29 protein-coding genes and 1 other annotated feature are annotated in these 25959 nt (G+C 38.2%); of the genes, 19 read left to right on the top strand and 10 right to left on the bottom strand.

The window, feature by feature from the left end:
- Nucleotides 1–66 precede the first annotated feature (66 nt).
- From IEV41_RS08015 to IEV41_RS07995, 5 genes are all read left to right on the top strand, one after another.
- Entirely contained in the window at nt 67–996 is a 930-nt protein-coding gene (locus IEV41_RS08015; RefSeq protein ID WP_229722175.1) for a metal ABC transporter solute-binding protein, Zn/Mn family, read from the top strand.
- Nucleotides 997–1024: 28 nt separating this feature from the next.
- Nucleotides 1025–1780, top strand: coding sequence for a metal ABC transporter ATP-binding protein (locus IEV41_RS08010; protein WP_188387867.1), 756 nt, complete (start codon nt 1025–1027; stop codon nt 1778–1780).
- Entirely contained in the window at nt 1780–3078 is a 1299-nt protein-coding gene (locus tag IEV41_RS08005) for a metal ABC transporter permease (RefSeq protein ID WP_188387866.1), read from the top strand. Before IEV41_RS08010 ends, IEV41_RS08005 begins: the two co-directional genes overlap by 1 nt.
- Nucleotides 3075–3962: a metal ABC transporter permease gene (locus IEV41_RS08000; protein ID WP_188387865.1), complete on the top strand. Its 888-nt coding sequence runs from the start codon at nt 3075–3077 to the stop codon at nt 3960–3962. Before IEV41_RS08005 ends, IEV41_RS08000 begins: the two co-directional genes overlap by 4 nt.
- Nucleotides 3963–4121: 159 nt before the next feature.
- Nucleotides 4122–4232 (top strand): GapA-binding peptide SR1P, encoded by a 111-nt coding sequence (locus IEV41_RS07995; RefSeq protein ID WP_188387864.1) that lies wholly within the window; start codon nt 4122–4124, stop codon nt 4230–4232.
- A gap of 136 nt (nt 4233–4368) precedes the next feature.
- Here IEV41_RS07995 and IEV41_RS07990 read toward each other — a convergent pair whose 3' ends face one another.
- Nucleotides 4369–5829: an aminotransferase class I/II-fold pyridoxal phosphate-dependent enzyme gene (locus IEV41_RS07990; RefSeq protein WP_188387863.1), complete on the bottom strand. Its 1461-nt coding sequence runs from the start codon at nt 5827–5829 to the stop codon at nt 4369–4371.
- A gap of 141 nt (nt 5830–5970) precedes the next feature.
- Between IEV41_RS07990 and IEV41_RS07985 the strand changes: the two genes are divergently transcribed.
- The 3 genes from IEV41_RS07985 to IEV41_RS07975 all read left to right on the top strand — a co-directional run bounded on the left by IEV41_RS07985 (nt 5971) and on the right by IEV41_RS07975 (nt 7750).
- Nucleotides 5971–6927 (top strand): NAD(P)H-dependent flavin oxidoreductase, encoded by a 957-nt coding sequence (locus IEV41_RS07985; protein WP_188387862.1) that lies wholly within the window; start codon nt 5971–5973, stop codon nt 6925–6927.
- A gap of 4 nt (nt 6928–6931) precedes the next feature.
- Complete coding sequence (locus IEV41_RS07980) at nt 6932–7201, top strand: UPF0223 family protein (RefSeq protein WP_188387861.1); 270 nt, start codon at nt 6932–6934, stop codon at nt 7199–7201.
- A gap of 78 nt (nt 7202–7279) precedes the next feature.
- Entirely contained in the window at nt 7280–7750 is a 471-nt protein-coding gene (locus tag IEV41_RS07975; protein WP_188387860.1) for an NUDIX hydrolase, read from the top strand.
- 128 nt (nt 7751–7878) lie between these two features.
- Here IEV41_RS07975 and IEV41_RS07970 read toward each other — a convergent pair whose 3' ends face one another.
- The 3 genes from IEV41_RS07970 to IEV41_RS07960 all read right to left on the bottom strand — a co-directional run bounded on the left by IEV41_RS07970 (nt 7879) and on the right by IEV41_RS07960 (nt 10017).
- On the bottom strand, nt 7879–8070 hold the full coding sequence (locus IEV41_RS07970; protein ID WP_188387859.1) for a hypothetical protein: 192 nt from the start codon (nt 8068–8070) through the stop codon (nt 7879–7881).
- A 127-nt stretch (nt 8071–8197) separates the two neighbouring features.
- Complete coding sequence (locus IEV41_RS07965) at nt 8198–9382, bottom strand: alanyl-tRNA editing protein (RefSeq protein WP_188387858.1); 1185 nt, start codon at nt 9380–9382, stop codon at nt 8198–8200.
- Nucleotides 9383–9393: 11 nt separating this feature from the next.
- Nucleotides 9394–10017 carry a YktB family protein gene (locus IEV41_RS07960; protein WP_188387857.1) on the bottom strand — a complete coding sequence of 208 codons (624 nt, stop codon included), beginning with the start codon at nt 10015–10017 and terminating at the stop codon, nt 9394–9396.
- A 240-nt stretch (nt 10018–10257) separates the two neighbouring features.
- Between IEV41_RS07960 and IEV41_RS07955 the strand changes: the two genes are divergently transcribed.
- Both IEV41_RS07955 and IEV41_RS07950 read left to right on the top strand, forming a co-directional pair.
- Nucleotides 10258–10446: a YkzI domain-containing protein gene (locus IEV41_RS07955; protein ID WP_188387856.1), complete on the top strand. Its 189-nt coding sequence runs from the start codon at nt 10258–10260 to the stop codon at nt 10444–10446.
- Nucleotides 10447–10607: 161 nt separating this feature from the next.
- Nucleotides 10608–11405, top strand: coding sequence for an inositol monophosphatase family protein (locus IEV41_RS07950; protein ID WP_188388728.1), 798 nt, complete (start codon nt 10608–10610; stop codon nt 11403–11405).
- Between the two features lie 21 nt (nt 11406–11426).
- On the opposite strand, the gene IEV41_RS07945 is transcribed toward IEV41_RS07950, so the two are convergent.
- Nucleotides 11427–11618 (bottom strand): DUF5325 family protein, encoded by a 192-nt coding sequence (locus IEV41_RS07945; protein WP_188387855.1) that lies wholly within the window; start codon nt 11616–11618, stop codon nt 11427–11429.
- Nucleotides 11619–11799: 181 nt separating this feature from the next.
- Here IEV41_RS07945 and typA point away from each other — a divergent pair, with 181 nt between their 5' ends.
- The 3 genes from typA to IEV41_RS07930 all read left to right on the top strand — a co-directional run bounded on the left by typA (nt 11800) and on the right by IEV41_RS07930 (nt 14495).
- On the top strand, nt 11800–13647 hold the full coding sequence (typA, locus tag IEV41_RS07940; RefSeq protein WP_188387854.1) for a translational GTPase TypA: 1848 nt from the start codon (nt 11800–11802) through the stop codon (nt 13645–13647).
- Nucleotides 13648–13898: 251 nt separating this feature from the next.
- Nucleotides 13899–14210 carry a YlaH-like family protein gene (locus IEV41_RS07935; RefSeq protein ID WP_188387853.1) on the top strand — a complete coding sequence of 104 codons (312 nt, stop codon included), beginning with the start codon at nt 13899–13901 and terminating at the stop codon, nt 14208–14210.
- Nucleotides 14211–14495, top strand: a complete 285-nt coding sequence (locus IEV41_RS07930; protein WP_188387852.1) for a hypothetical protein — start codon at nt 14211–14213, stop codon at nt 14493–14495. It begins immediately after the preceding gene.
- A gap of 47 nt (nt 14496–14542) precedes the next feature.
- Here the strand turns inward: IEV41_RS07930 and IEV41_RS07925 are convergent, their stop codons facing one another.
- Nucleotides 14543–14767, bottom strand: a complete 225-nt coding sequence (locus tag IEV41_RS07925; protein ID WP_229722173.1) for a hypothetical protein — start codon at nt 14765–14767, stop codon at nt 14543–14545.
- Between the two features lie 22 nt (nt 14768–14789).
- Entirely contained in the window at nt 14790–15773 is a 984-nt protein-coding gene (asnA, locus tag IEV41_RS07920) for an aspartate--ammonia ligase (RefSeq protein ID WP_188387851.1), read from the bottom strand.
- Between the two features lie 67 nt (nt 15774–15840).
- Nucleotides 15841–16098 (bottom strand) — a binding site (T-box leader).
- A 366-nt stretch (nt 16099–16464) separates the two neighbouring features.
- Between asnA and IEV41_RS07915 the strand changes: the two genes are divergently transcribed.
- Nucleotides 16465–17070 carry a YczE/YyaS/YitT family protein gene (locus tag IEV41_RS07915; RefSeq protein ID WP_188387850.1) on the top strand — a complete coding sequence of 202 codons (606 nt, stop codon included), beginning with the start codon at nt 16465–16467 and terminating at the stop codon, nt 17068–17070.
- Nucleotides 17071–17077: 7 nt separating this feature from the next.
- Here the strand turns inward: IEV41_RS07915 and IEV41_RS07910 are convergent, their stop codons facing one another.
- Both IEV41_RS07910 and IEV41_RS07905 read right to left on the bottom strand, forming a co-directional pair.
- Complete coding sequence (locus IEV41_RS07910; RefSeq protein WP_188387849.1) at nt 17078–17524, bottom strand: hypothetical protein; 447 nt, start codon at nt 17522–17524, stop codon at nt 17078–17080.
- Nucleotides 17514–17714, bottom strand: coding sequence for a YlaI family protein (locus tag IEV41_RS07905; protein WP_188387848.1), 201 nt, complete (start codon nt 17712–17714; stop codon nt 17514–17516). The genes IEV41_RS07910 and IEV41_RS07905 overlap by 11 nt, the downstream gene beginning before the upstream one ends.
- Nucleotides 17715–17867: 153 nt before the next feature.
- On the opposite strand from IEV41_RS07905, the gene IEV41_RS07900 reads away from it, so the two are divergent.
- Nucleotides 17868–18320, top strand: coding sequence for a pyridoxamine 5'-phosphate oxidase family protein (locus IEV41_RS07900; RefSeq protein WP_188387847.1), 453 nt, complete (start codon nt 17868–17870; stop codon nt 18318–18320).
- A gap of 173 nt (nt 18321–18493) precedes the next feature.
- A complete protein-coding gene (locus IEV41_RS07895; protein WP_188387846.1) occupies nt 18494–19822 on the top strand; it encodes a PhoH family protein in 1329 nt (442 codons plus the stop codon).
- Nucleotides 19823–19864: 42 nt separating this feature from the next.
- Here the strand turns inward: IEV41_RS07895 and IEV41_RS07890 are convergent, their stop codons facing one another.
- Nucleotides 19865–20332, bottom strand: a complete 468-nt coding sequence (locus IEV41_RS07890) for a peptidyl-prolyl cis-trans isomerase (RefSeq protein WP_188387845.1) — start codon at nt 20330–20332, stop codon at nt 19865–19867.
- 160 nt (nt 20333–20492) lie between these two features.
- Here IEV41_RS07890 and IEV41_RS07885 point away from each other — a divergent pair, with 160 nt between their 5' ends.
- From IEV41_RS07885 to pyc, 3 genes are all read left to right on the top strand, one after another.
- On the top strand, nt 20493–20795 hold the full coding sequence (locus IEV41_RS07885; RefSeq protein ID WP_373284173.1) for an Fpa/YlaN family protein: 303 nt from the start codon (nt 20493–20495) through the stop codon (nt 20793–20795).
- Between the two features lie 185 nt (nt 20796–20980).
- Nucleotides 20981–22162, top strand: coding sequence for a putative lipid II flippase FtsW (ftsW, locus tag IEV41_RS07880; RefSeq protein WP_188387843.1), 1182 nt, complete (start codon nt 20981–20983; stop codon nt 22160–22162).
- A gap of 133 nt (nt 22163–22295) precedes the next feature.
- Nucleotides 22296–25742, top strand: a complete 3447-nt coding sequence (gene pyc / locus IEV41_RS07875; protein ID WP_188387842.1) for a pyruvate carboxylase — start codon at nt 22296–22298, stop codon at nt 25740–25742.
- Nucleotides 25743–25959: the final 217 nt, after the last annotated feature.

Here is a 25959-nt window from a genome sequence, read left to right as displayed (position 1 = left end):
CATATATCAAATAAGTTTGGCATAATCCTAATTAATAAAAGATTTTTCGTTTAGGAGGGAAAGTTGTTGAAGCGAGTTAGAGTATTTTTAACAGTAGTATTATTAAGTGTAGCGGCCTTATTAGTTGGATGTACGTCAGAGAGTGCAACGGAGAGCAAAGATAAGTTAACAATTACAACGACAACTGGTATGGTTGCAGATATTGTAAAGAACATTGGTGGGGAACACGTGGATGTGGAATATTTAATGGGGCCTGGTGTAGACCCTCATTTATATAAAGCTTCACAAGGGGATATTAAAAAAATCGAAAATGCAGATGTAGTTTTTTACTCAGGATTATATTTAGAAGGTAAGATGGTCGATATTTTCGAGAAATTAGAGAAGAAAAAGCCAGTATTCTCTGTAACGGAAAAAATCTCAACGAGTAAGTTACAAAAAGACCCAGAAGCTCCAGATGCATACGATCCACACGTGTGGTTCGATGTATCACTTTGGATGGAAGCAGCGGAAGAAACGAAGAATCGTCTTATTGAAGTAGACGAAAAGAATAAAGAAACGTACGAAGCAAATGCAACGAAATATTTAAAGGAATTGGAAGAAGTGCATGCATACGCAAAAGAACAACTTGCGACAATTCCGAAAGAGCAACGTGTTCTTGTAACGGCACATGATGCATTCGGATATTTAGAGGCGGCTTACGGTGTAGAAGTACAAGGATTACAAGGAATGTCAACAGCTTCTGAATATGGATTGAAGGATGTACAAAATATTATTGATTTACTAACATCAAGAAAGATTAAGGCGGTCTTTGTTGAATCGTCTATCCCAACAAAGTCCATTGAATCTGTTGTAGAAGGTGCAAAAGCAAAAGGTCATACAGTTGAAATTGGCGGAGAATTATTCTCGGATGCGATGGGCGAGGACGGAACCCCAGCAGGAACGTATATCGGAATGGTTCGTCATAACGTAGATACAATTGTAAAGGCATTAAAATAATAGAGAGCAATAATTGGAGGTTAGTAGAATGGCAATACCATTATCGGTTCAAGATTTAACAATTGCATACCAAAAGAAACCGGTCCTTAAAAATGTATCACTGCAAATTCCAGAAGGAAAACTAATTGGAATCATTGGACCGAATGGTGCAGGGAAATCAACATTTATTAAAGGCGTACAAGGATTAATTCCAGTTGCGGCTGGTACGGTTGAAATATACGGAAAACCGTTCAAGAAACAACGTTCATTAGTTGGGTATGTACCACAGCGTGAATCGGTGGACTGGGATTTCCCGACGGACGTATTAGATGTTGTATTAATGGGTACGTATGGTCGTTTAGGATGGATTCGTCGTCCAAGTAAGAAAGAGAAAGCATGGGCATTAGAGTGCTTGGAGAAAGTTGGCATGAGAGAGTACGCAGATCGTCAAATTAGTCAACTTTCCGGTGGTCAGCAACAACGTGTGTTTTTAGCGCGTGCCTTAGCACAAGATGCAACAATTTATTTCATGGATGAGCCGTTTGCAGGTGTAGATGTGGCAACAGAGAAAGCAATTATCGCATTGTTAAATAACTTAATTGCAGAAGGAAAGACTGTGCTTGTTGTGCACCATGACTTACAAACAGTAAGTGAATACTTTGATTGGGTTGTCATGTTAAATCGTCGCCACATTGCTTCGGGTCCAACAGAGAAAGTGTTTACGCATGAGAATTTACAAAAAACGTATGGAGGAAAGCTTCAGTTCTTGCAGCAGTCTTCCATGTTAGCAGCAGGTGAAGAGTAATGACATTTCTAGATCCAAATACATTGTGGGTATTACTAGCATGTATGCTTTTAGGAATTAGTAGCGGAGTTATTGGTTGTTTTGCCTTCTTACGTAATCGCTCATTAATCGGTGATGCACTTGCTCATGCAGCTTTGCCGGGCGTATGTATAATGTTCTTACTAACGCAAATAAAGTCAATAGGGCTATTCTTAATTGGTGCTGCAATTATTGGTTTACTTGCTTCATATTGTATAACGGCCATTTCAAGGCATACACGTATTAAAGAAGATGCATCGATTGCGATTATTTTATCTGTCTTCTTCGGTGCAGGAATTATGTTATTAACATACATTCAACATTCGAACAGCGGGAACCAAAGCGGACTCGACAAGTTCTTATTTGGGCAAGCGGCATCACTCGTTTTAAGTGATGTATATACGATGATTGCAATTAGTGCTGTGTTATTGCTAACAACTACATTGTTATTTAAAGAATTTACGTTGCTTTCATTTGACAGTAATTTCGGTAGAGGACTCGGTTTCCCGATGAAGGGATTAGATGGCATCCTCATGCTCATGATTCTTCTATGTGTTGTAACAGGCTTACAAGCAGTCGGAGTTGTCTTAATGTCAGCAATGTTAATTACACCGGCAGTAACAGCCCGTTATTGGACAGATAAAATTAGTACAATGGTTATTCTGGCTGGCGTCTTCGGTGCGTTAAGTGGTGTGCTTGGAACGTATTTCAGTACACAAGTGAATAATTTACCAACTGGCCCGATGATTGTATTAGCTGCTACAACATTCTTCTTATTTTCGGTTATATTCTCACCGAAACGTGGTGTGGTGATACGTCTTGTTACACATATGAAGGTACGTAAAAAAGTATTGCAAGAAGATGTGTTGCAAGTACTATATGAGAGTATGGAATACGAATTAAAAGAAGGTTATTCAATCGACGAATTGGCGAAGCGTAGTGGAAAGTCAATAACAAAGGTTCAGCGTGCAATTGAGATGTTGAAGAGTCATTTATTCGTTCATGTTGATCAGACTGGTATACAATTTACAAAAACAGGTCTACAGAAAGCACATGAAATTGTGTTAAATGAACGCGTATGGGATGTCTATTATATGAACGAATTAGATTATCAAGGGTTTAATATCGATAAGGGTCAAGAAAATATTATCACACAGTTGAATCATACGGAGCGCCAAACAATGTTTAAGCGTCTTGAGGACTACGAGATGATGCCGAACTTGCTAGCGTTTCAAGCGAACGTCTTGTCGGATAAGAAGAGAAGTGAGGTGTCGCTATGAGTAGTACATTTTGGATTATCTTAACCGGAGCACTTGTGGCGGCTTCATGCGGTTTCCTCGGTTGTTTTCTTATCTTACGTAAGATGGCAATGCTAGGCGATGCGATTTCCCACTCTATCTTACCAGGGATCGTATTAGCATTTTTAATTAGTGGCAGTCGTGATAGTATCGTCATGTTGATTGGTGCGATGATTTTTGGATTATTAACAGTATTTATTATTCAATTGCTACACACAAACGGTGTAAAAGCCGATGCGGCAATTGGTGTTACTTTTACTGCGTTGTTCTCAGTCGGTGTTGTGCTCGTCTCCCTTTTCACTGACAAAGTGGACTTAGATTTAGATTGTGTCTTATACGGTGAAATTGCGTATGTTGCATGGGATACAGTGAATGTGTTTGGTATAAATGGTGTACCAAAGGCAGTATGGTTAGTTGGAAGTGTATTCCTCATTTCCTTAGTAGTTATTGGCTTATTCTACAAGCAATTTAAGTTATGTGCATTTGATCCAGCACTTGCAGCGGCAGTTGGTATACCGGTATTGCTGTTCCATTACTTATTAATGGGCTTAGTATCGATGACAACAGTAGCGGCGTTTGAGAGTGTAGGTGCAATTCTTGTAGTTGCGATGCTTGTTGTACCAAGTGCGACAGCATACTTATTAACGGATAAGTTATCTAGAATGTTAGTACTAAGTGTCATTATTGGGGCATTAAGCTCTGTTATGGGATATTTCATAGCAACGCTTATCGACAGTTCCATTGCAGGAGCGATGACAGTAGCAGCTGGTATACTATTCGCTTTAGCTTTCTTTTTCTCACCCAAACATGGTGTTATTGCGAAGAAGGTGGCACAGCGTAAATTACGCCAGCATGCAAATGTATAAAGAAGAGGCAAACTATCAACTAGGTAGTTTGCCTTTTTTGATGAAAAATAGTCATAAAAATTTATTTATGCCATACTATATATCAGTTGACGGATTCAATTGTATGACATAAAATGAAAATAAGAATACAACAAAAAACGGTTATGGAGGAGTTTAACAATGGGAACAATCGTATGTCAAGTATGTAATGGGATTATTGATCATTACGAAGACGAGAAAGTAACTGTACTTTACGGTAATTGTAAAGAATGTTGTAATAAGAAAAAATAAAAGCGTTTTCATTTATAAAATATAAAAAGGAGGCTTCTCAAAGCTTCCTTTTGTTTTTGTCTAATAAAAAAGACGAGTATAAAATCACAATGATTTCACACTCATCTTTCCTTCTTTTATAAGCTTATTCTATCATTTACGATTGCTTAATTACTTTGATTGTCTTAAATGTTGGATCTTCTAATCCTTGTACAGGTAATCCAGCTTTAATATTCTTTGTGATGTATGCAATGTTATCTTCTGTAATTACTTCTCCAGGGATGAAAATCGGTATTCCTGGTGGATATACCATGATGAATTCTGCACTAATTCTTCCAACAGATTCATCGAATGGAACAACTTCTGTTTCCGCATAGAATGCTTCACGTGGAGATAGTGCTAATTTTGGAATTACTGGAATGTTGACTTGAACATCTACTTTTTCTGTTACGCTTCCGCGGTGTTGCATTGCTAGTTCACGTAATGCATGTATAAGGGCATTTGCCGTTTCTTCGCTATCACCTAACGTTACAAGACAAAGGATATTATATAAATCAGATAATTCAACTTCGATGTTGTAGTTTTGGCGTAACCATAATTCTACATCATGTCCTGTAATTCCTAAGTCTTTAACAGAGATAATGAGTTTCGTAGGATCGAAGTCAAATGTTGCATCTGTACCTACTAATTCTTTCCCTGCGCAATATAAGCCGTCAATATCATTAATTTGCTTACGAACATGCTGTGCTAATTGAATTGTTTCTTCTAGCAGTCCATGTCCTTTTGTAGCAAGGTACCTTCTAGATGTATCTAATGACGCCAATAATATATAAGACGTCGAAGTCGTTGTTAACATACTAAGAATAGATTTGATTCGTTGTACATTTACGAGCCCTTCTTTCACATTTAAGATAGAGCTCTGTGTAAGAGAACCACCTAATTTGTGAACGCTTGTAGCTGCCATATCAGCGCCAGCTTGCATTGCTGATAATGGGAGATCATCGTGGAAACCGATGTGAACGCCGTGTGCCTCATCTACTAAAACAGGAATGTTATATGAATGGGCAAGCTTGACAATGCTCTTTAAGTCTGCGCAGAAGCCGAAGTATGTTGGATTAATAACAAGTAATCCCTTCGCATCTGGATGTTCTTCAATTGCTTGTTGAACATTTGCTAATGTAATCCCATGGGAAATACCAAGCGTATCATCAATTGCAGGATGAATGAAGATTGGCGTAGCTCCTGAGAATACGATAGCAGACATGACAGACTTATGAACGTTACGTGGAACAAGGATCTTATCACCTGGCCCACACACACTCATCACCATTGTTATGATAGCACCGCTTGTGCCTTGTACAGAAAAGAATGTATGATCTGCACCAAACGCTTCAGCAGCAAGAGCTTGAGCTTCTTTAATAACTCCTCTTGGGTGATGTAGATCATCTAATGGTTCAATATTAATTAAATCAATAGACAACGCGTTATGACCTATAAATTCACGGAAGGTTGGATCCATGCCATACCCCTTTTTATGGCCTGGAATGTGAAATTGAATAGGATTTCTTTTACTATGTTCTAGTAAATGTGAAAACAATGGTGTTTGACATTGTGACAATTTAACTCTCACCTCATAATTATTAGAATATTATTGAAAACAAAAAGTATTATAGCATTTTTAATTTTGAATGTATACGCATTATTTCCATAATGCTGTAAAATGAGAAAAAAGAGATATATAAGACGAAAGGGGACGAAGATGTTGGAGACACGCTTAACGAAATTATTAGGAATTAAATATCCGATTGTGCAGGGTGGCTTAGCTTATTTAGCATATTCAGAGTTAGCAAGTGCGGTGAGTAATGCTGGAGGATTAGGACAAATTACTGCGATGAGTTTGCAGAGTGAAGTGGCATTGCGTGAAGAAATAAAAAAGGTAAGAGAGATGACTGATAAGCCGTTTGGCGTGAATTTTGCTATTGGTCAACATAATCGTCCGTTTCAGCATATGTTAGAAGTAGCGGTAGAGGAAAAGGTTCCTGTTATTTCGATGACAGGTGGGAATCCGGCCCCAATCTTTGATGAGCTAAAAGGTGTCGATGTGAAGAAAATCGTTTTAGTTGCAGCAAGGAAGCAAGCGATGAAGGCGGAATCATTAGGCGCAGATGCGGTAATGGTTGTTGGACAAGAGGGAGGTGGGCATCTTGGTCGAAGTGATGTCGGCACGATGGTTCTTGTCCCACAAGTAGTAGAAGCTGTATCAATTCCAGTTGTTGCTTCTGGTGGAATTGGTGACGGGAAAGGGTTAATGGCGGCACTTGCGCTCGGGGCGGAAGGTATTGAGATGGGAACTCGCTTTATTGCGACGCGAGAGTGTGTGCACGCTCATCATAAATATAAAGAAGCGCTTGTACAAGGAACAGAAGATGATACAATAGTAATCAAGCGTAGTCTTGGTGCTCCGGCACGTGCAATTCATAATACTTGGACCGACGAAATTATACAAATCGAAACACGTGAAGGAACATATGAAGCAGTGAAAGATTATATTAGTGGTGAAGCTAATAAACGTTACATATATGAGGGAAGTGACGATGGATTCGCATGGGCTGGGCAAGTAATGGGTAGAATTAAAGATATCCCAACTGTATCTGAGTTGTTCGAGCGTATGATGTCTGAATCGGAACAAATTAAACAAAAATGGTGTGGTAGGTGAGAACATGGATTATCAATACCCAATGGCAATGGATTGGAGTACAGAAGAAATTATTGATGCGGTTGCTTTCTACGAGTGTGTGGAGCAAGCATATGAAAAAGGCGTGAAACGAAGCGAGTTAATGGCAAAGTATCGTCGATTCAAAGAAATCGTACCAAGCAAAGCAGAAGAAAAAACATTATGCTCAGAATTTGATCGAGTGAGTGGGTACTCTTGTTATCGAGTGGTGCAACAGGCAAAATCATTAGAAGATAATGACCTTGTCAAAATGTAAGCGAATGGAGATATCTCTATTCGCTTTTTTCTTGTTCATTTGGTAAAATCAAACATCTAAAAGAGAGGGGGAGAGGATATGATTTCATTTTCAACGAACGAAGGGAAATTTAGTTTCCGTGTAGCTGGAGTTTGTATTCATGAGGACAAGTTGCTAGTTCATCGCTCATCGAAAGATACATATTGGACGTTACCAGGTGGACGATTAGAAATGGGAGAGAGTACAGAAGAAGGGCTAAAGCGTGAAATGATAGAGGAAATTGGAGAAGTTGTGTGTGTAGATGGTCTCTATGCAATTGCGGAGAATTTTTTTCGATATGAGGGAGAAAATCTACATGAGCTTGGTTTCTACTATCATATAACTTTGCCAACAAACAGCATGTTACTACAACAAGAAGCGTTCAAAGGAATAGAAAAAGATACGAGTCTCCATTATAAATGGATGCCTCTCACATCGTTAGATGAAATTACGCTTTATCCACGTGTACTTGCAGAGAAGATTAAGCGAGGAGATATGGTATTTAGTCATATGGTGAACCGAGAAGGGTAGAGGATTGCTTTATAATTCCAAAAGGAATTGCTATTTCTGTTCAATTTTATCTTTCTCTTGTATTAAAAAAGGCGTAAAAACAACTATTTGTTGGTGGTCGTTTTTACGCCTTTGGATGATGTGTGATATTAGGAAGAAATCTTCTTACGTCTTGTGAAATAATCAAACATCATTACTTGTGCGATAACTAAAAAAGCTGCTGTATATATGTGTATATCGTTTTCTGTTATATGTCCTGTCGTAAAATGAACGAGTGATATTACTGTTAAAAGAATAAGAGGTACTAGCCATAGAAGTAAAAGGATTGTCTGTTTGTTCATTGTCACACCTCATTTTTGTAAGCGTTTTATAAATTATACCACAATAAGCGAAATAGTGCGATAATTTAAAGGGGATATGACAAATAAGCCTGCACGATGATGTACATCATCGTGCAGGCTTAAATCGTTATGACATAAGTTGTGAACGGAGATTAGTCAGTAATTCATCGCTACTAATACGAGCAATGCCACCACCGCGAGCAGATGTTTTGTTTCCACCGCCTTTTCCGTCGATAAGTGGTAATACTTCTTTTACAAGGTCATTCATACTGTGGTCAACTTGTTTTCCACATGCACATAACAGTTGCAGGCGCTCACCGTCTTCAATGACGAAGAGGACAACTGCCTCTTCTTCTGTACTGGTAATATTCATTGCTAGTTGTTGTATTTCTTGCATCGTACGTTGTTGGAACGCTACGGAAATGATATTTGTATGATGAGAGTGTATAAGCTCTTGCGCTTCTACTTCAAGTAATTTCCCTTGTGCAATTTGTAGTGCTTTCTCTAGTTCTCGTTGTGATTGCACAAGTGTTTCAATTTTCACGGGAACATCTTGTTCGTTACATTTCAGCACATGAGCTGACTGTGCTAGCAATGATTGTTTTTTATTCATTTCATGTAAAGCACGGTGACCACAAACGAACGTTAAACGTACTTTTTGTTTATGGCGTTCCCACGTTACTACTTTAATTTGACCAATTTCTCCTGTTTGGAGAGGGTGTGTACCACCACACCCGTTATAATCGAAGTTATCAATAATTACGACACGGATGTTTTCTTGTACAGTCGGTAATTTACGTAGTGGGAGTGTCGCTACTTCTTCTGCATCAATGAAACGAGGTTCAATTGTACGATTTTCAAAGATAATTTGATTTGCTAATAATTCAGCACTTCTCACAACTTCTTCATCAAGCTTTTCAATATTTAAATCAATTGTTACGAATTCTTTTCCAAGATGGAAGCCAATTGTTTCAATATGATGTAATTCTTCAAATGCTGCTGATAAGATGTGTTGTCCAGCGTGTTGTTGCATATAATCGAAACGCCTTGTCCAATCGATTGTTCCTTTTACTCCAGTTTCTCTCGCAAGAGGGGAAGAGAGGTAATGACGAATTTCTCCGTTTACTTCTTCTACACGTTCTACCAACGATTCATTTAATCGACCTTTGTCACATGGTTGTCCACCACCAGTTGGATAGAAAGCTGTTCTGTCTAAGACGACGTATAAGCCGTTCTCATCATTGTCTGCTTTTACTACTTTCGCAGAAAACATTCTTGTATAGGCATTCTCATAATATAGCTTCTCGGTCATCGTTTATCCCCTTATCGTCCTAATTTATAAAGTGGAAGTAACGTTTTATATGTTTCTTCGATTTTTTTGATCCATTGCTCTTCCGTTAACATCACCGCTTCTTCATGTGGGATATGGATACCGCATAGTAATTCAGCTTTCTTTACTTTTTGAAGGCGTGTGAACATTGCTTGAAGTTCATCTTTGCTTAACTCACTATGTAATGTTGCTCCTGGTTTCATATGATCCATCGACCAAACGAAGTGAGCTGGGATATGTTCATGAATTGTCTCTAATTCTTGTTCGAATTGTTTGCCGTATTCTTCTTTTAACGAGCACTCATAAATAAGCGCGAACCACACGAATACGTGACTTTCCCATAAGCCTACTTGGAAGTGTGGTAACATCTTGTAGCCACGTTTGTTCGCGGCGAATGCAATCCACGTGTCTTTCGGTGGGTTTACTGTACGACGCGCATGCTTTGCAATATGCGGAAAGAATTCTTCTCCTGTTAGTTCTGTTAACTTAGGAGCGAAAATGTCTCCTAGTTTTGAAAAGGACGGACGAATATGTGTAATAATTTCATGCATACGCTCGTCTAGTCCGTCTACAGAAAATGTTGCGAATGCTTCTTCTTTAAATGTGATAGTAGTCATGTCTAAAGCTCCTTGTTCATAATATCTATGTCCTATCATACCAAAAAAAACGACATTAATCGAATGGACGTTTCGGCTTGCATCGACATAGGTTCGTTCACGCTTGCATAAAAAAATTTATAGATAAAAACAGAAAATTGTTGCATAGAATATTTATCCATCATAATATAGTATAAAAAATCAGAAAATTTAGTTAACTTTAGGACGAACGAATAAAAGGGACGAAGGGAGAAATGAAGGATGAGACAGGTGATTAATGCGTTAAAGAGAAAGGATGCAGAATTACGAATTCCGGTATTGAGATTAGAGTTAGATTATGAATTGGCAACATTGTATGATGCGATGCAAATTAGCGACGTGTCAGCGATGGAAGTATCGAAACAAAAGTTGGAAGTATTACGTCAAGAAATGTTGCGCCTAGAAGCATGATAGTAGTGTATGTGTCAGTGTAAGATTGGTGCGAACCTTTTTACATAAAGGTTCGTCTTTTCCTGTGTCCCTTCGTCCGGGTCATCTATAAATAGTAATATTTTGTACGTTCATTTTCTATGGTACAATAAAAGCATGTCTACAAACGGAGTGAGTATATGATGGAAAATGTAACGGTGATGAGAGAGCAAGCGATGCAATGGATCAAAGAAGCGAGTGCGTATATTCATGATTCATTCCAATCCGCATTAACAATTGATACGAAGTCAAATGCTTCTGATTTAGTAACAAATATTGATCAAGAAGTCGAGAAGTTATTTATTAATCGAATTCGTGTGGCATATCCAGAACATGCTATCGTTGGAGAAGAAGGATTTGGTGATGAAATTGAAAGAACGGATGGATACGTGTGGGTTATCGATCCGATTGATGGAACGATGAACTTCATCCATCAACAGCGCAATTTTGCTATTTCATTAGCGTTGTACATCGATGGAAAAGGTGTATTTGGGATTGTCTATGATGTTGCTGCTAATGATATGTACTACGCTATTTCAGGTGAAGGTGCGTATATGAATGGTACAAAAATAGCACGGGTAGAAGAAGGTTACTTAGAACAAGCTGTTGTGTCTGTCAACGCAACGTGGTTAACAGAGAATCGCCGATTAGACCATGAAAAGATTGCACAGTTAGTAAGACGAGCACGTGGTACACGATCTTACGGATGCGCGGCGCTTGAAATGATGTATGTTGTAACAGGAAAATTAGATGCATATATGACGCCGCGTCTAGCTCCTTGGGATTTTGCAGCAGGAGCAATTATGGCAAATGAAGTAGGCGTTATTGCGACGACCTTAAAAGGAGAACCGTTAAGCATCTTGCATAAGAGCGGCCTATTAATTGCAAGACGTGGTGTGCATGAAGATATGTTAACGAACTATATTGTATGTAAAGAATAGAAAAGCAAGCTTTCTCAACGATTACTGTTGAGAAGAGCTTGCTTTTCTTTGTTTGCTTTTTTGTATGAAGCCATACCCTACTACTGCTAATGAAGCTACTGCTGATAAAGTAGCTAGAAGCATATTCTTTTCTGCAAGCATAATGCCAACTAATGACATGAAGATAACGGCAAGTGCTGCAAGTGCTAAAAAGCGTACTTGAATGTGTTGCATTATATCCCCTCCATAGAAATATTGTACAAAATACCTACAAATTCGTAAATGAAAGCGCCTTATGTACTTTTTTCTTTACAAGATAGGAACTTTTTTAATACAATATGAAAATGCATATGCTATAATAGATAAGTTATGAAAAAAAGATAATTCGGCAAGAAGCCTAGGAGTGAATAAATAAGTGAAAACAAGAGATGATATTCGAAATATAGCAATTATCGCTCACGTTGACCATGGTAAAACAACGTTAGTCGATCAATTATTACACCAGTCAGGTACGTTCCGTTCAAACGAACACGTAGAAGAGCGTGCAATGGACTCAAATGATTTAGAAAGAGAGCGCGGTATTACAATCTTAGCGAAAAATACTGCAATCAACTACAAAGACAAGCGTATTAACATTATGGATACGCCAGGTCACGCTGACTTCGGTGGAGAAGTAGAGCGTATCATGCGTATGGTAGACGGTGTGTTACTAGTTGTTGATGCATACGAAGGATGTATGCCACAAACACGTTTCGTACTGAAAAAAGCATTAGAGCAAAAGTTAACACCAATCGTTGTTGTTAACAAAATCGACCGTGATTCAGCTCGTCCTGAGTACGTAGTAGATGAAGTATTAGACTTATTCATCGAACTAGGTGCAGACGAAGAGCAATTAGAATTCCCAGTTGTATATGCTTCTGCAATTAACGGTACAGCAAGCTTAGATCCAAATCCAGCTAATCAAGATGAGAACATGGAATCATTATATGAGACAATCATTGAACACATTCCTGCTCCAATCGATAACAGTGAAGAGCCTCTTCAATTCCAAGTAACATTACTTGACTATAACGACTACGTTGGTCGTATCGGTATTGGCCGTATCTTCCGTGGTACGATGAAAGTTGGTCAATCTGTATCATTAATGAAGTTAGACGGTACAGTGAAGAACTTCCGTGTAACAAAAATGTTCGGTTTCATCGGCTTAAAGCGTGTTGAAATTGAAGAAGCAAAAGCTGGTGACTTAGTTGCCGTATCTGGTATGGAAGACATTAACGTTGGTGAAACGGTATGTCCAGTTGAAACACCAGAAGCACTTCCAATCCTACGTATCGATGAGCCAACACTTCAAATGACATTTGTAGTTAATAACTCACCATTTGCTGGTCGTGAAGGTAAATGGATTACATCACGTAAAATTGAAGAGCGTTTATTCGCTGAGCTTCAAACAGACGTTAGTTTACGTGTGGAAAATACTGACTCTCCAGACGCTTGGGTTGTTTCGGGTCGTGGAGAATTACATTTATCTATCTTAATCGAGAACATGCGTCGTGAAGGTTACGAGCTACAAGTATCGAAACCAGAAGTTATCATTAAAGAGGTTGATGGCGTACGTTGTGAGCCAGTAGAGCGCGTTCAAATCGATGTTCCAGAAGAGTACACAGGTGCTATCATGGAGTCAATTGGTGCTCGTAAAGGTGAAATGTTAGATATGATCAACAACGGTAGCGGACAAGTACGTCTAGTATTCATGGTACCTGCACGTGGCTTAATCGGTTATACAACAGAATTCTTAACACAAACTCGTGGTTTTGGTATCATCAACCATACATTCGATTCTTACCAACCAATGCAACCAGGTCAAGTTGGAGGACGTCGTCAAGGTGTTCTTGTTTCAATGGAAACAGGTAAATCATCAACTTATGGTATTATGCAAGTTGAAGACCGTGGTGTAATCTTCGTAGAACCTGGTACAGAAGTATACGAAGGTATGATTGTTGGAGAGCATACTCGCGAGAATGACTTAACGGTTAACATCGTGAAGATGAAACAACAAACTAACGTGCGTTCAGCAACGAAAGATCAAACAAGCTCTATTAAGAAGCCTCGTCTAATGACGTTAGAGGAATCTTTAGAATACTTGAATGACGACGAGTACTGTGAAGTAACGCCAGAATCTATTCGTCTTCGTAAGAAGTTATTAGATAAGAACGAGCGTGAAAGAGCAGCGAAGAAAAAGAAATTAGCAGAAACTAATAACTAATTCTTTTGTTATGAGAAAAGACCAAATCATTCGGTGATTTGGTCTTTTTTGTTTGTCACTGTAAGATAAAGGTCATTTTTTTTGTGGGATTTCATACATGAAACGGACAGTGATGACTCCTATGGGAAATGTTCACTTGGAACAGGGGATATATGTGTCATTCACGTTTTTGTAACGAATCCTTTTTATTTGACAGAATATGAATATGTTACGACAATGGAAGTAGTAAGAGAAACAAGGGGATGAATAAGATGGAAATGGAGAGAATGTCATTCTTCGCGAAATTATATGGAGTTGGTGGAGAGAGTGACGCCCATATGTGGTATTTGTACATAACAATTGTTGCACTGTGTATCCTTGTATATAATTTAGGGTTTGCAAAAAAATTATCACTAGGAAAAAATATAATCATTTACATAATGTTAGCATTAGGTTGTACATTATTAACATTTTTAGGTGTGTTTTTACCAGTAGCAGAAGGATTAGTAGTCGCAGCGCTTGTACTTGGGATGTATAAGTTCCGTCTACATCGCTCGAAGTCTGAGAAGAAAGAGGTCGTATAGATGAAGTCGGTTCAAGATGCATTATATAATTGGTTAACTATTAAAGTTGTTGCAGATGCACGTCCAGATGACAAAGCTGCCCAAGAAACGTATGAATTATTTGATTCAATCTTGAAAGAAGAGCATAACATTCATGAAGTGGAAATTGAAGTGAATGAAGAGATGTACTTAGTGACATACGTCAAAGGAGAAGAGCGCAAAAATACGCGCTTTCCAGCCGAATTAATCGATTGTTACCTTGATAGTATGCATCGTGAACCAGAGAAGTTTGTGAACTACGAATGAAGAATAAAAAGCCGCTGTTAGGAATTGAATCTTAACAGCGGCTTTTATTATTTGTAGATAGCTTCATCTTTGGCACTTAATTGGATAACGAACAGTAAAAGAGGGAGGAATAATAAGCTTAAATAACCTAATGTTAAAGCATTTTGTGTTTTCTCTGAAATGTATTGTTTTGTTCCGCAATTAGAGTAGTTTTTTCCTTCTTTTGAGAAACCGAGCGATACGATTTCTTTAAGTCGCCATTTATAGTTACACTTCGTACAACGGGCCATCATTATTTCTCCTTTTTCGTATTTTTTATAGAAGATGAATGTTTTTTTCCTTACATTTGTTACGTACATCGTCTGGCCAAACAGAAGATTGTACTTCACCGATATGTGCTTTTCGCAAGAAAAACATACACGTTCTTGATTGGCCAATACCGCCACCAATTGTAAGAGGTAATGTGTTTTCTAGAATCCCACGGTGGAAATCATAGTCACGTTTGAAATCTTCGGCAGATTTTGTTAATTGTTCATCTAATGATTTGGCATCTACACGAATGCCCATTGAAGAAAGCTCAAATGCTGATTGTAATGTTGGGTGCCACACAAGAATATCTCCGTTCAAGTGCCAGTCATCATAATCAGCAGCACGGCCGTCATGTTTCTCTCCTGAGGCTAGTGCATCTCCGATACCAATTACAAAGACTGCACCGTGTTCCTTCACGATTGCGTCTTCGCGTTCTTTTGGTGTTAGTTCCGGGTACTTATTTTCTAGCTCTTGTGCAGTAATGAAAATAATATCATCCGGTAAATACTTACCGAAAAATGGATATCTTGTATATAAATGATCTTCTAATTCTTTGAAGATGCTATAAATAGTTCGAACGGTTTCTTGTAAGTAGTCAATTGTACGCCATTCAGGTGCAATAACCTTCTCCCAGTCCCATTGATCGACATAAATAGAATGTGTTTCGTCTAGTTCTTCGTCACGTCGAATCGCATTCATATTTGTATATAACCCTTCGCCAATAGAAAATCCGTATTCGTATAGAGCAGAGCGTTTCCACTTTGCGAGAGAGTGAATAACTTCTAATTCTTCCCCTGAGTGTAGAATATCGAAAGAAATAGGGCGCTCTACACCGTTTAGATGGTCATTTAAACCAGACTTCTTCGTCACGAATAATGGTGCAGATACACGTAGTAATGCTAGGCGATTTGCCAATTGTTCTTCTACTTTTGTCTTAACTTCCTTAATTGCAACTTGTGTCTCTTTAATGCTAAGTAATGTTTGGTACATCCTTTATTCCTCCTTGAGTGTGTTGGATAGGTAAGAAGCCAATAAAAAAAGCCATTCTTCTCCTTTAATAAGGGACGAAAGGCTTGGCTCCGCGGTACCACCCACATTAGCAATCGAAATTGCTCACTCTATCAGTACGGAGCGAGATGCTCGATACTGTTCTTCTTGTAACGGCGAAGTCCCGTCTAAGTCTACTCTCGGCATTATGACGATTTCAATTAGCAACTCCAGGATGTTTTTCATAATAAGCTTCGTATTAGGCTCACACCGTCCCTAACTCGCTATAACTACATCTTATTATTACTCTTCCTTTCAAAGTGTTTAAATGTTCTGAAATTATATTAATTTATATTTTAACGAAAAATAAGCAGTTGTCAATATTTTTTTATTAGATGGTTTATTATCGAAACAGATACTGGATTTGTCGGAAATGAAGTATTTTTCATACACATAATGGAGAATGATAACTCTTGTAAGAATAGTGTAGGGGTTGACTCAGCCATGTGAAAATGGTCACTTGGAATAGGTATGTTATATACGACTGTTTTCTTTTAGTGATGAATTTACTAGGTGCATATGGGATGAATTTACATTGCTATTTCGTATGGAAAGCCGTATGATGTGAAGGTAATTATATATGTAAGCGTTTTAACTTATAGGTCAGACGACTGACGAAAAGGGGATTTAAAGAATGAAAGAACGATTTGGATTTTTTTTAGTAGGTTTGTTTTTCTTAACACTTGGGGTATCAGTTATTATTAAAGCGAATGTAGGGGCTTCTCCTTGGGATGCGTTAGCTGTCGGGCAGGCGAATATGTTTGGCATTACCATTGGAACGAGTGTTTTTATAAACGGGATTATTTTAATTATCATTAATGCAATTTTATTAAAGAAGAAGCCTGAAATATTGGCTGGAGTAACAATCTTTGTGATTGGGATGATTATGGATATATGGTTAGTACATGTATTAGATACATTCAATCCGACAACATTATTAGCTCAATATACAGCATTGTTTGTAGGGATCTTCTTATATGGCTTAGGTATTGCGATTTATTTACAAGCAAACTTCCCAGCTGGACCGATGGACAGTGTTATGGTAGCTGTTTCAACACGATTTAATTTAAGTCTTCGCACAGCTCGTTTTATTACAGACGGATCAGCGTTATTATTAGCGGTTGCATTCAAAGGTGCAATCGGACTTGGTACAATTATTGTGACGATACTTCTTGCGTTAGTTGTACAAATGTTGCATCCAGTATTTGCTCGCTTAATGAAACGATTAACGGTAGCATAAACAAAGGTCACTCCGTTGAGTGACCTTTGTTTATGTGGCGTAACATATATCCAAGTGTTAGTGCATAGATGACGTGGCTTATGCTCCAATAGGAGAAAGCAGATATATCATCTATGCGAGCAACTTCCTTTGTGGCAAGAATGCTTAATGGGAAATAGAGAAGGATAGTCGGAAGAACAGCAACGCATGTAATGAGCATGATACGATAAGTATTTCTCTTCACAATTAGGTACTGTATCCCTACACTAAGAAGGAGAGAAACAATTAAATGCAGCGAAAATTCAATCCATGGCGGTAATAGGTAGCTATTTAGAACAGGAATGAAGTCCACGTTCATTAGTAGTGTATATACTTTCTTCCCACTTACTTTCTCTAGTATGTATAAAATAATTCCTAAGATGATACCACTCCAAAAGCCTGCTGTTAAGCTAAGGGAGTATTGTTTACCAGTCATCTTCGACTTTTTTATCACGGTATAGTTTGAATGAGCCTGTTGCAATACGCTCCTCTGTACGTTTTGTAATACGCTCTTGGCAAGATTCACACATATATGTATGAATCGGACGGTTGCGTAATCGCTTCGCCACTGGCAATTCATCATCGATATTTGTGATATAATCACATAAAACACATTTTACTCTCATTTTTCACACCTCAACGGTTTATTATATACTTTCTTTCTATAATAGCAAAAAGAATGAGATTTGAGAACGTTGATGAATGAGGACGAAAAGGATATTTTTACAAGGATAGAAAAACACGATAAAATAATAGAAACGAAGATAGGGGTGTTGCATATGGCAAATGAAGTAGAGAAGCGATTAACAGCACCACTTGTACGAGCTCTTCAAGAAGAGCGACTTGTACTTGTGGCGACGACAGACTTTGAGACTGGTGGTCCAAATGTGAGCGCAATTTCATGGATATATGCATTAGATGAGAAGGTGATTCGCTTTGCTGTTGACAATCGTTCTCGGATTGTGGAGAATATTCGCCATCTAGGGAAAGTAGTAATTAATGTTATTGCGAATGAATCAACGTACTCTATTAGTGGGACAGCGATTATTAAAGAAGATAGAATGGCAGGCGTTCCTTTGAAATTAGCATTAGTGGAAGTAACGGTCCAAGAAGTGCGTGATGCGATGTTTTATGGAGCGAAGATTGTAACAGAGCCAGCCTATGAAAAAACCTATGATTTACGTGCAGCGAAGAAATTAGATAATCAAGTGTTAGAAGTGATGAAGAAGTAAAGAAGTAAGCGGATGGCAGAGGCCATTCGCTTGTTTTTTTGTTCTCGTAAAAAAAGCTACTAACTTTGTACGTCAAGTCATATATATTAACATCGGTTCGTCCTTGTATATGAAACGAGGAACTCTTGCTTGGCACGTAGGAGAAGGAAAATAGGTGGTCAGGAGGAAGCGAATTGAATAAAATTTATGTGCTTGATACGAATGTATTACTACAAGATCCACTTGCTATTTTTTCGTTCCACGACAATGACGTTGTTATTCCAGCGGTCGTATTAGAAGAAATTGATTCAAAGAAACGATATATGGATGAAATAGGTAGGAATGCACGTTATGTGTCAAAGTTAATTGATAGTTTTAGAGAACGTGGTAGGCTATATGAAAGTGTACCGTTAGATAATGGAGGAACGTTTCGTATCGAGCTTAATCATCGTTCCTTTCAACAATTACAAGAAATCTTCATTGAAAAGACAAATGATAATCGAATTTTAGCTGTTGCTAAAAATCTTTCGCTAGAAGAAGAAGCGAAAGAAGGTGGCAAACAAGTTATTTTAGTAAGTAAAGATGTATTAGTTCGGGTGAAAGCAGATGCAATTGATTTGCAAGCAGAGGATTATTTAAGTGATCGCGTTATCGAGATGGAGGACATTTATACAGGTTTCGTAGAGTGTTACATAGAGACGGAGGTATTAAATCGTTTTTATGAAGTTGGAGAGTTACCAGTTTTGGATATTACAAAACAGCATCTTTATCCAAATCAATTTATGTTACTCCGTGATTTGCTAGGGGGATCTAGTTCGGCTATTGGCATGGTTGATGCAACAGGGAAAAAAGTGAAGAAGTTAGTATTTCCAAATGAAGCTGTATGGGGAATTAAAGCGCGTAATGTACAACAAGTAATGGGACTAGAATTACTACTCCGTCAAGATGTTCCTCTCGTTACATTGATTGGGAAGGCCGGTACAGGTAAGACTTTATTAACACTGGCAGCTGGGTTATTGGGCACGGAGGATTTAAGACGTTATAAGAAACTTCTTATTGCACGCCCAATTGTTCCAGTTGGAAAAGATATTGGTTATTTGCCAGGTGAGAAAGAAGAGAAACTTCGTCCATGGATGCAACCAATTTATGATAATCTAGAATACTTGTTTAATACGAAGAAACCAGGCGAACTTGATGCGATTTTGGCAGGGATTGGTTCGATTGAAGTCGAGGCGTTAACCTATATACGCGGAAGAAGTATCCCAGAGCAATTTATTATTATTGATGAGGCACAAAATTTAACACGTCATGAAGTAAAGACAATTTTGACAAGGGTAGGGGAGCGGAGTAAAATTGTCCTACTAGGTGACCCGGATCAAATTGATCATCCTTATTTAGATTCATATAATAACGGTTTAATGTACGTCGTCGAGAAGTTTAAAAATCAAAAAATAAGTGGACACATTAAATTTGTAAAAGGAGAACGCTCGAACTTAGCGCAATTAGCTGCTGACCTATTATAAAAAAACAATCCTTCACTTTTAGAGGATTGTTTCTTTTTATGTTTATATGATAGTTAAAGTACGCACATGTGTAATGACTGGGCGATTGTGCATATGAATATGAACAGGTCCATCCCCACGTAACGCTTTCCCATCTTTCGAGAATCCTAGAATGACTTCTTTTGCTTCTTCTAATGAAAGAGAATGGGTTTCTGTTGCCGTTATGATATGTAAGGTTGTTGCATTGTCTTTCGGTTCTGCACGATGTAAGAAATGGTGTAGTGGCATCCCGTAAGAAGCTGTTGTTAACTTTTCTTTTTCTACTTTACGAATAGGTTGATTAGAGTCATTTGTTTCTAATTCTTTGTTCCAAAAACTAGCCATTTCTTTTACATAGTTATCTTCCATCGTCTCTGTAGGAGAAGTAAAGCACGTTAGTAAATCTACTTTGCGATCATCTAGAATCCAAACAGTTGGATCGAGTGTGATGGGGAAGGATACATTTCCGTTTATTAGAATTATTTGTTCCATACTATTCGTCTCCTTTGTTTCTTCTATCCTATATACATATAATTATACGGATTCTTTCGGCAATTGCGATGAAAACGGCTTAGACAAACTTTTTTAGTTGCAATTTATACAAACTATCGATAATATAAAAAGATAGGATAGAGTGAGGTAGTATGTAGGAATGGAGGGAAGCACATTGACGGCTGAGACTACGGTAAACCACGAAGAAAAGGCATATGCACTTTTAAAAGCTGATGCAGAGAAAATTTTGAAGTTAATTAAAGTGCAAATGGATCATTTAACAATGCCACAATGTCCGTTATATGAAGAGGTGTTAGACACGCAAATGTTCGGTCTATCACGTGAGATTGACTTCGCTGTTCGTTTGGGCTTAATTGATAGTGAAGTGGGCAAAGGGATATTAGGTGAATTAGAACGTGAGCTTTCACTTCTACATGAGGCATTTACGAATAACAAAAAATAATTTTTCTACAAGTGTGTTGAAAAACATCTTATAATAAAAGAAGAACTCAAACTTATCCGTTTAAGTTTGGGTTTTTTTATTTCTCATTACACACTCTAAAAAAGAGAGTGATAGTAGCAGGATTATAGCAGAAAATATGGAACTTACATATATGTAAGGAATGTTTTTAGTAAGGAAGAGGATATATGATAAAACGATATTTAAAATCACTAGATTATAGCCTTATTATCGCGATAACACTTCTTTGTACGATTGGTGCTGTGATGGTGTACAGCGCAAGTAGTATCGTGGCTGTTATGCGTTATAAGAGCGCTAATTTACCAAGCGATTACTTTTTTCAGGAGCAAGTGAACGCAATGATACTAGGTGCATTTATGTTCCTTCTCTTTTCCATGTTACCGTATCAAATATTTCGTAAGAGGCTTTTCTTCATTGCGAATATAGTAATTAGTATTGGCTTACTGTTGCTTGTTATGTTAATGGGGGAAGAGGCGAACGGCGCCAAAAGTTGGCTTCGTATTGGTGGATTTAAGTTTCAACCAGCAGAATTTATAAAAATAGGTGTTATTATTTTCTTAGCGGCTTTATACGGTCGTAATCAAACGATTATTAACCGTTTCTGGAAAGGGATTGTACCGCCTTTCATGTATGTGCTGGTTATTTTTGTTTTAATCAATATGCAGCCGGATTTAGGAACATCGCTATTAATTTTAGGAACGGCTTGTGCAATGGTCTTTGCTTCTGGAATCGATTTGAAGAAGATTGTGACGATTGCTCTAATGGTAGGGATTCCAGTAGGAACGTTTCTTTATTTCGCATATGATAAGATTTTAAGCCCGCATCAACTTAATCGTTTTAAAGTAACGAGTAATCCATTCGATTATGCACAAGATACGGGATATCAATTAGTGCACGGATTTATTTCGATTACACGAGGTGGTTTCTTTGGTGTTGGTTTAGGAGAAAGTACGCAAAAGTATGGACATCTTCCAGAGCCACATACTGACTTTATTATGGCAATAATTGCGGAAGAGTTAGGCTTTATCGGTGTATCGGTTATTTTATTAGGTTTAGCTTTTGTTGTATTCCGAGGATTGATGATTGCGAGGAAATGTCCAGATGCATTTGGCTCGCTGTTAGCAATCGGTATTTCATCGATGGTTGCGATTCAAACGACGGTTAATATTGGTGGCTTAACAGGCTTAATGCCATTAACAGGTGTACCGCTACCATTTATTAGTTACGGTGGTACATCGATTGTATTATTATTTATTTCAATGGGGATATTAATGAATATTCATCGTTTTTCGAAAGCAAGATTGGCAAAAAAAGTGAATAAAAATTCACCTTTAGAAGTTGTAAAGTAATGACGAGATAAAAAAAATATAGTATGATAAAAATGACCCTGTATTAGGTTCTGGTTTACACAGAGCAAATGCAAGGGTCATTTTTATAATATACATAGGATCATGATCCGAAAGAAATAGGGGGTAAGAATAGATGACATTGCAACGCAACATTAACAAAATATTAGTTGCGAACCGTGGAGAGATTGCGATTCGTGTATTCCGTGCTTGTACAGAATTAGATATTCGTACAGTCGCAATTTATTCGAAAGAAGATGCTGGTTCGTATCATCGTTATAAAGCCGATGAAGCATATCTTGTAGGAGAAGGTAAAAAGCCAATTGATGCCTATTTAGATATTGAAGGTATTATTAAAATCGCGAAAGCAAATGCCGTCGATGCAATTCACCCAGGTTACGGTTTCCTTTCTGAGAACATTGAATTTGCGAAACGATGCCAAGAAGAAGGCATTATCTTTATTGGTCCAGCATGTGAGCATTTAGACATGTTTGGGGATAAAGTAAAAGCAAAGGAACAAGCAATCCTTGCTGGTTTACCAGTTATTCCAGGTAGCAATGGTCCAGTATCATCGTTAGCAGATGTAGAAGCATTTGGAGAAACAAATGGTTATCCAATGATGATTAAAGCATCGCTAGGTGGTGGTGGACGTGGTATGCGTATCGTTCGCAACAAAGCATCTCTGAAAGATGCATATGAGCGCGCAAAATCAGAAGCGAAAGCTGCTTTCGGAAATGATGAAGTATATGTAGAGAAGTTTGTAGAAAATCCGAAGCACATTGAAGTGCAGATTATCGGTGACCATAACGGAAATATTGTTCATCTATATGAGCGAGATTGCTCTGTTCAGCGTCGTCATCAAAAAGTAGTTGAAGTAGCTCCAAGTATGTGTGTTTCAGAGGAACTCCGTCAAGAAATTTGCGATGCAGCTGTACGATTAATGAAGAATGTGTCGTATATTAACGCTGGTACAGTCGAGTTTCTCGTAGCAGGTAATGATTTTTACTTCATCGAAGTCAACCCTCGTGTTCAAGTAGAGCATACGATTACAGAAATGATCACAGGTATTGATATTGTGCAATCACAAATTTTAATTGCCGAAGGACATGCTCTGCATAGCGATGTTGTTAGCATTCCGAAGCAAGAAGATATTCAAGTACGTGGTTATGCAATTCAATGTCGTGTTACAACAGAAGATCCATTAAATAATTTTATGCCAGACTCCGGTAAAATCATGGCGTATCGCTCTGGTGGCGGATTTGGCGTTCGTTTAGATACAGGGAATAGTTTCCAAGGTGCGATCATCACACCTTATTACGATTCCTTATTAGTAAAAGTAACAACATGGGCATTAACGTTTGAACAAACTGCAAATAAAATGGTCCGAAATTTACAAGAATTCCGTATTCGCGGAATCAAAACAAATTTAGCTTTCCTAATGAATGTTATTAGGCATGAGAAGTTTATGACAGGCGAGTACGATACATCCTTTATTGATACGACACCAGAGCTATTCGTATTCCCGAAACGAAAAGACCGTGGAACGAAGATGCTTTCATATATTGGAAATGTAACAATTAATGGTTTCCCTGGTATCGGTGTCAAGCAAAAGCCTGTATTTGACAAACCTCGTATTCCAACAGTGAACGCGTTACAACCAATTCCATCAGGAACGAAACAAATTTTAGAGGAGCAAGGAGCAGAAGGACTTGTTAAGTGGATTAAGGCGCAGGAAGAAGTACTGTTAACAGATACAACGTTCCGCGATGCACACCAATCCTTGTTAGCAACTCGTATTCGTACGAATGATCTAAAGAATATTGCTGAGCCAACAGCTAGACTTCTTCCTAATATGTTTTCTGCGGAGATGTGGGGAGGAGCTACATTTGATGTAGCATATCGCTTCTTAAAAGAAGATCCGTGGGAGCGTTTATTAACCTTACGTGAAAAAATGCCAAACGTTCTGTTCCAGATGTTACTTCGTGCATCGAACGCAGTTGGATATAAGAATTACCCTGATAATGTCATCCAAAAATTTGTGAGAACGTCAGCGGAGGCGGGAATTGATGTATTCCGTATTTTCGATAGTTTGAACTGGATTGATGGTATGAAAGTGGCAATTAATTCGGTTCGTGAAAGCGGGAAAGTAGCGGAAGCGGCAATTTGTTACACAGGTGATATTTTAAATCCAAATCGTCCGAAATATAACCTTGCCTATTACACAAATATGGCAAAAGAGTTAGAAGCAGCTGGGGCGCATATTCTAGGTATTAAAGATATGGCTGGTTTATTAAAGCCAGAAGCGGCGTATCAATTAGTTTCCGCACTAAAAGATGCGGTATCTATCCCAATTCACCTTCATACCCATGATACGAGCGGGAACGGTATTTTCACATATGCGAAAGCAATTGAAGCGGGCGTTGATATTGTGGATGTGGCGATGAGTTCGATGTCAGGATTAACATCGCAACCAAGCGCAAGCACATTATACTATGCACTAGAACATTCAGATCGTAAGCCGAATGTTGATGTACAGTCATTAGAGAAACTTTCTTACTATTGGGAAGATATTCGTAAGTTCTACGGAGAATTCGAAAGTGGCATGAATGCACCGCACACAGAAGTATATCAACACGAAATGCCGGGTGGACAATATTCTAACCTTCAGCAGCAAGCGAAAGGTGTAGGGCTAGGTGACCGCTTTGAAGAAGTAAAAGACATGTACCGTCGTGTGAACGAATTGTTCGGCGATATCGTGAAAGTAACACCATCTTCGAAAGTAGTAGGGGATATGGCGTTATTTATGGTACAAAACAATTTAACAGAAGACGATATTTTTGAACGTGGTGAAGTGCTAGACTTCCCAGACTCAGTAGTAGAAATGTTCGAAGGATACCTTGGTCAGCCACATGGCGGTTTCCCGAAAGAACTACAACGTATCATCTTAAAAGGAAAGCAACCATTAACAGTACGTCCGGGAGAATTATTAGATCCAGTAGACTTCAAAGGACTGTCAGAAGAACTGTTCCATTCGTTAAAGCGTCAAGTAACGAGCTTTGATACACTTGCATATGCGTTGTATCCGAAAGTGTTTATGGATTATACGAAGACAGAGCAAGAATTCGGCAACATTTCGGTTCTTGATACGCCGACATTCTTCTATGGTATGCGTCTTGGCGAAGAGATTGAAGTGGAAATCGAACGAGGTAAGACATTAATCGTAAAATTAGTATCGATTGGTGAACCGCAGGCGAATGGTACGCGTGTGATTTACTTCGAATTCAATGGTCAGCCGCGTGAAGTTATTATTAAGGACGAGAGTGTGAAATCAACTGTCGTAAGTAAAGTAAAAGCAGATCTGTCAAATGCAAATCATATTGGTGCAACGATGCCAGGAACCGTTATTAAAGTGCTTGTTAATAAAGGAGAAAAGGTACAAAAAGGTGACCATCTTGCAATTACGGAAGCGATGAAGATGGAAACAACTGTTCAAGCGCCATTCGCTGGTACGATTAAAGATATTTATATCCAGAACGGAGAAGCGATTCAACCAGGTGATTTATTAATTGAAATAGAGAAATAAGAACAAGTAATAAGCAGTAGAGGGGACCTCTACTGCTTATTTGTATTGATTTTTTATGAATGGTAGTTAGTTGGCTGTTTCATACTAATTACAAGAACGCTTTTTTTAACATAGTTCCATAAAAATAGATAGAAGAGCTAATTAAAAAAGAGACATGAAAAGATGTATATACATCTTTTTGTCGAAAAATCATTGTTTTTATCAGATAGGCTGGTAC

The sequence above is a fragment of the Priestia taiwanensis genome (assembly GCF_014638355.1).
Lineage (GTDB): Bacteria > Bacillota > Bacilli > Bacillales > Bacillaceae_G > Priestia_D > Priestia_D taiwanensis.
The sequence above is the reverse complement of the archived record's forward strand: the minus strand, read 5'-3'. Positions and strand labels throughout refer to the sequence as shown.

Excerpts from the sequence above, each read along its gene's own strand:
- IEV41_RS07890 (WP_188387845.1), bottom strand. The coding sequence starts at position 20,332 with ATGGAACAAATAATTCTAATAAACGGAAATGTATCCTTCCCCATCACA.
- IEV41_RS08005 (WP_188387866.1), top strand. The coding sequence starts at position 1,780 with ATGACATTTCTAGATCCAAATACATTGTGGGTATTACTAGCATGTATG.
- pyc (WP_188387842.1), top strand. The coding sequence starts at position 22,296 with ATGACATTGCAACGCAACATTAACAAAATATTAGTTGCGAACCGTGGA.
- IEV41_RS07955 (WP_188387856.1), top strand. The coding sequence starts at position 10,258 with ATGAGACAGGTGATTAATGCGTTAAAGAGAAAGGATGCAGAATTACGA.
- ftsW (WP_188387843.1), top strand. The coding sequence starts at position 20,981 with ATGATAAAACGATATTTAAAATCACTAGATTATAGCCTTATTATCGCG.
- IEV41_RS07960 (WP_188387857.1), bottom strand. The coding sequence starts at position 10,017 with ATGACTACTATCACATTTAAAGAAGAAGCATTCGCAACATTTTCTGTA.
- IEV41_RS07995 (WP_188387864.1), top strand. The coding sequence starts at position 4,122 with ATGGGAACAATCGTATGTCAAGTATGTAATGGGATTATTGATCATTAC.
- asnA (WP_188387851.1), bottom strand. The coding sequence starts at position 15,773 with ATGTACCAAACATTACTTAGCATTAAAGAGACACAAGTTGCAATTAAG.
- IEV41_RS07975 (WP_188387860.1), top strand. The coding sequence starts at position 7,280 with ATGATTTCATTTTCAACGAACGAAGGGAAATTTAGTTTCCGTGTAGCT.
- IEV41_RS07935 (WP_188387853.1), top strand. The coding sequence starts at position 13,899 with ATGGAAATGGAGAGAATGTCATTCTTCGCGAAATTATATGGAGTTGGT.
- IEV41_RS07885 (WP_373284173.1), top strand. The coding sequence starts at position 20,493 with ATGGAGGGAAGCACATTGACGGCTGAGACTACGGTAAACCACGAAGAA.
- IEV41_RS07915 (WP_188387850.1), top strand. The coding sequence starts at position 16,465 with ATGAAAGAACGATTTGGATTTTTTTTAGTAGGTTTGTTTTTCTTAACA.
- IEV41_RS07985 (WP_188387862.1), top strand. The coding sequence starts at position 5,971 with ATGTTGGAGACACGCTTAACGAAATTATTAGGAATTAAATATCCGATT.
- IEV41_RS07925 (WP_229722173.1), bottom strand. The coding sequence starts at position 14,767 with ATGATGGCCCGTTGTACGAAGTGTAACTATAAATGGCGACTTAAAGAA.
- IEV41_RS08010 (WP_188387867.1), top strand. The coding sequence starts at position 1,025 with ATGGCAATACCATTATCGGTTCAAGATTTAACAATTGCATACCAAAAG.
- IEV41_RS07965 (WP_188387858.1), bottom strand. The coding sequence starts at position 9,382 with ATGACCGAGAAGCTATATTATGAGAATGCCTATACAAGAATGTTTTCT.
- IEV41_RS07930 (WP_188387852.1), top strand. The coding sequence starts at position 14,211 with ATGAAGTCGGTTCAAGATGCATTATATAATTGGTTAACTATTAAAGTT.
- IEV41_RS07900 (WP_188387847.1), top strand. The coding sequence starts at position 17,868 with ATGGCAAATGAAGTAGAGAAGCGATTAACAGCACCACTTGTACGAGCT.
- IEV41_RS07950 (WP_188388728.1), top strand. The coding sequence starts at position 10,608 with ATGGAAAATGTAACGGTGATGAGAGAGCAAGCGATGCAATGGATCAAA.
- IEV41_RS07910 (WP_188387849.1), bottom strand. The coding sequence starts at position 17,524 with ATGACTGGTAAACAATACTCCCTTAGCTTAACAGCAGGCTTTTGGAGT.
- IEV41_RS07970 (WP_188387859.1), bottom strand. The coding sequence starts at position 8,070 with ATGAACAAACAGACAATCCTTTTACTTCTATGGCTAGTACCTCTTATT.
- IEV41_RS07980 (WP_188387861.1), top strand. The coding sequence starts at position 6,932 with ATGGATTATCAATACCCAATGGCAATGGATTGGAGTACAGAAGAAATT.
- IEV41_RS08000 (WP_188387865.1), top strand. The coding sequence starts at position 3,075 with ATGAGTAGTACATTTTGGATTATCTTAACCGGAGCACTTGTGGCGGCT.
- IEV41_RS07945 (WP_188387855.1), bottom strand. The coding sequence starts at position 11,618 with ATGCAACACATTCAAGTACGCTTTTTAGCACTTGCAGCACTTGCCGTT.
- IEV41_RS07905 (WP_188387848.1), bottom strand. The coding sequence starts at position 17,714 with ATGAGAGTAAAATGTGTTTTATGTGATTATATCACAAATATCGATGAT.